Source organism: Actinoallomurus acaciae (assembly GCF_042429965.1).
Lineage (GTDB): Bacteria > Actinomycetota > Actinomycetes > Streptosporangiales > Streptosporangiaceae > Actinoallomurus > Actinoallomurus acaciae.
This window is the reverse complement of record NZ_JBHLZP010000724.1, coordinates 1-3259: the sequence shown is the minus strand read 5'-3', so window position 1 is coordinate 3259 and position 3259 is coordinate 1. Positions and strand designations below refer to the sequence as shown.

Sequence of the window (3259 nt, the reverse complement as noted above, 5' to 3'; positions counted from 1 at the left end):
TGTGCCGGTTCAAGCTCTCCAGCGGCACCGACAACACCCCGACGTCCGCACGGTTACGGTCCAGCACCCGCCCCAGCGGCCGTGCAGTGGGTCACCCACCGTCTCGCCGCCTCGGCCGATCCCCGCCCGTCCGTGGTGGTGGCCGGCGCCGACGAACTGGCCCGCCGTCACCTCGAACGCCTCTCGGACGCCTGCGAACGCCGCGACGTCCCCCTGACCCTGCTGTACCGGCGCCTGCGGGAGACCGGAGAGGAGATGATCGGCGGCGGCGCGGTCGCGTTCATGCGCCTTGGGAACCACCAGGACGCTGCCCACGCGGCCGACTTCATCGGTCGCGACTACAAAGTTCGTACTATCCCAGATCACCAGGAACGTCGGCGGTAACGAATCCCACACCGACTCCGACACCGTCGGCACAGGAGACTCCGACACGATCAGCCTGTCCACGTCGATCGGCACGTCGACCAACTGGGGCACGACCCGCTCGTCCGGCGCCACCCGGTCTGGCGGCGGCCCGTTCGGCGACCGCTCCACCAACACCGGCGACTCCCGTACGCGCGGCGGCGGCACGAGCGAAACCAACGCCCACAACGAGAGCCGCTCGCTGTCCCGTAACTGGTCCAGCGCCTATTCCTACGCGGTCGGCACAAACTGGAGCGACGCCGACACCGCCCAACGGGTGTACGAGTACGCGGTCGAACCCGTCGCCCTGCAACATTTGCCCGACCATGCCCTCCTGCTGGTCGAAACCCGCCCCGAAGGCAGCCAAAACATCACCTCGGTCGAGTGCAACCCGGCCATCGTCACCCTCGACCGCGTCGCCACCACACCGCTCCCCGACCCGCCGTCACGCCGCCCCGCCCGGGCAGGCCGCGATCCCGCCACCACCGCCGTGGGTCAGACAGCCGCCCGTCGAACCCCCACATACACAGCTTCCGCACACACCCGCACCACCGCCCGGCTACCAGTCCGCCCCCGACCCGCACCCGCACCTCAGTCCCAGGAGTGGAGACCTGGCCAGGTCTGGCCCCATATCTCAGGGTCCTCAGGCAGGCCGCAGCGACCACGGATTCCTGACGCACCTCACCGCAATCCAGAAGACGACGGCCGCTCGGACCCACCACCGCTGTTCGGTGGAGCCGAAGACCGATGAGCGCGATCGCCACGGTACGCGCCCCGACCGAGCCCCCACCAAACCGCTGAAACGGGCCGCCGGGGGGACCGCCGATGGGCGTTGACCACACCACAGACGATTCCGACGCGAACGCCGAGACCGTCGAAGAGAAATCCGACCGCCCTTCGCCACCCCCACCGGACAAGCCCAGCACCGACGGCTATCCCTCCCGCACCGAAAGCCGCCTCAGCGCAGTATCGCCATACCGGTGAGGCCGGCTTCACGTCATCCCCGTTCCACACGGCGGAACTAGGAGGCAACGTCGTCGTCCTCGACGTGCACCAGTCCCTCGGCGAAGGCCCGCTGAACGTCGGCGCGGACGAAGAACGACCCCAGGTTCGCAGGCCCCTTCACATCGCGCGTGGCGTCGTTGAACGCTTCGGCCGGATCCAGCGTCAGTTCAGCCTGTAGTTCGGTGAGACGCTCGTCCAGGTCATCCGGCAGCAGGCCCAGCGCCCTTCACTCTCGCGCCCGCCCGACCAGTTCGGTCGGCGGCCCAAAGCCGGCTTCGAGCTCACCGTCCTCATCAAGGAGGAAGCCGCGGCAGGCGATGTTGAATCAGGTGAGCGCCTCGTCCAGACGACCCGGGCTTCCCAGATATTCACCCACGATGTCCGCCGCTCCGCGATCGACCGGCGACGCCTTCAACCGCACCATCAGCATGCGTGCCTCGTCATCCCGGCCAAGACGTTCCAGCACCTCAATCTTCTCGGCCATCGCCCATTGGGCATCCTCCACCGAGGCTGACGCGATGAAATTGTCGTAGATCTAGAGCGCACGCTTGTCATCACCGACCATGACTCACTGCTCTCCCGCCGCCCCCGCAGCCCAGGCGACGAACGGCGCTCCCCACGCCGACCAGAGCAGATCCAGCCCGTACGCGACCGGCGTCACGATCGTCAGCGCGCCCGCCAGCCCCGGAATGAGCGCGACCAGGGCCAGCACACTTGGCACGCGGTCCCTCGGGCCGATGATCGCCTCGTCGCGTGTCACTGACACCCCGCCCGCGTACCGCTCCGAGGCTCGCCCGTGCGGATCGCAATACCACCCTGCAGGAGGCTGGCCGGTCACGAACGGTCCTTTCCACCACCGGAGCAGCAGTAGCCGGAAGCGCCTATTCTCGCGTGCGCTGGCCGATAACGCCACACGCGAGAATGGCCGGAATGGGGCTCAAAGGTCGAGTCCGGCATCTCATCGCGAAGTTCACTCTTGCTCCGTAACGATCGGACTGGTGCGCGCAGCCAAGATCTCCGGACAGGTCAACCTCGGCGAGGCGCGTCTGTTCAACCCTCGCGGCGTCGCGTTGCGCGCCAGCAGTTGCACGATCGGCGAGCTTTGGCTGGGTGACGCCGCGCCCATCAGCGGATCGGTCAACTTGCGTGGCTCCCAAATCGGTCTCATCCACGCCGCCCCGGAGTCTGGCCGGCCCACGTCAAGCCCGACGGGCTCACCTACAGCTCACTCAATCCGCAGCTACCCGCCAGCCCGCAACTCGCCAAGCAACGCCGCCACCGCACAACACTGACCTGGTAAGCCAAACTCTGGGGCCACGCCTTAGTGGTCCGCGCCGTAAATCCTTCGGGGGTGTTTAGGCTGCGGTTGGCAGAACGGGTTGATGTTCGTGTCGGGGGTCGGGTTCTTTCTGTTCGCGTCGTTTGATCCGGGTCAGTAGGTCATCGAGGTCGGCTGTGGTGAACTTCCATTGGAAGGGCCGGGTGGTCTGGTTGTAGCGGTGCTCGAGGGCGGCCAGCCGGTCTTGCACCTGGTCAAGGCCGGTGAAGTCGTTGGGCGAGACGACCTTGCGCTGCACGATGGAGAAGAAGATCTCCACCTGGTTCAGCCAGGAGGCGTGCACGGGTGTGTGGACCATGACCGCGTTGGGGTAGCGGGCCGCCAGGCGGTCGATCGCGGCTTGGCCGCGGTGGGAGGAGCCGTTGGAGCGCCCCGGGTTGGGTGGAGGGCCTGATACCTGGAAGGGTGAGGGGCTATGGCACCCCCGAGGAAGTACTCCTTGGAGCTGCGTGAACGCGCGGTCCGGCTGGTCTTTGAACTACGTGAGCAGACCGGTGAGAAGACCGGCACGAT

Annotated in this window: 4 protein-coding genes; 1 reads left to right on the top strand and 3 read right to left on the bottom strand. The window is 67.2% G+C overall.

Features of this window, described 5'->3' with window-relative positions:
• Window positions 1–81 precede the first annotated feature (81 nt).
• A complete protein-coding gene (locus ACFFNX_RS45775; RefSeq protein ID WP_378212603.1) occupies window positions 82–384 on the top strand; it encodes a hypothetical protein in 303 nt (100 codons plus the stop codon).
• A gap of 1348 nt (window positions 385–1732) precedes the next feature.
• Here ACFFNX_RS45775 and ACFFNX_RS45770 read toward each other — a convergent pair.
• The 3 genes from ACFFNX_RS45770 to ACFFNX_RS45760 form a co-directional block, all read right to left on the bottom strand.
• Window positions 1733–1891, bottom strand: coding sequence for a hypothetical protein (locus ACFFNX_RS45770; RefSeq protein ID WP_378212602.1), 159 nt, complete (start codon window positions 1889–1891; stop codon window positions 1733–1735).
• An 84-nt stretch (window positions 1892–1975) separates the two neighbouring features.
• On the bottom strand, window positions 1976–2173 hold the full coding sequence (locus ACFFNX_RS45765) for a hypothetical protein (protein WP_378212601.1): 198 nt from the start codon (window positions 2171–2173) through the stop codon (window positions 1976–1978).
• A 589-nt stretch (window positions 2174–2762) separates the two neighbouring features.
• Window positions 2763–3044, bottom strand: a complete 282-nt coding sequence (locus ACFFNX_RS45760) for a hypothetical protein (protein WP_378212600.1) — start codon at window positions 3042–3044, stop codon at window positions 2763–2765.
• Between the last annotated feature and the right edge of the window lie 215 nt (window positions 3045–3259).

Excerpts from the sequence above, each read along its gene's own strand:
- ACFFNX_RS45770 (WP_378212602.1), bottom strand. The coding sequence starts at position 1,891 with ATGGCCGAGAAGATTGAGGTGCTGGAACGTCTTGGCCGGGATGACGAG.
- ACFFNX_RS45760 (WP_378212600.1), bottom strand. The coding sequence starts at position 3,044 with ATGGTCCACACACCCGTGCACGCCTCCTGGCTGAACCAGGTGGAGATC.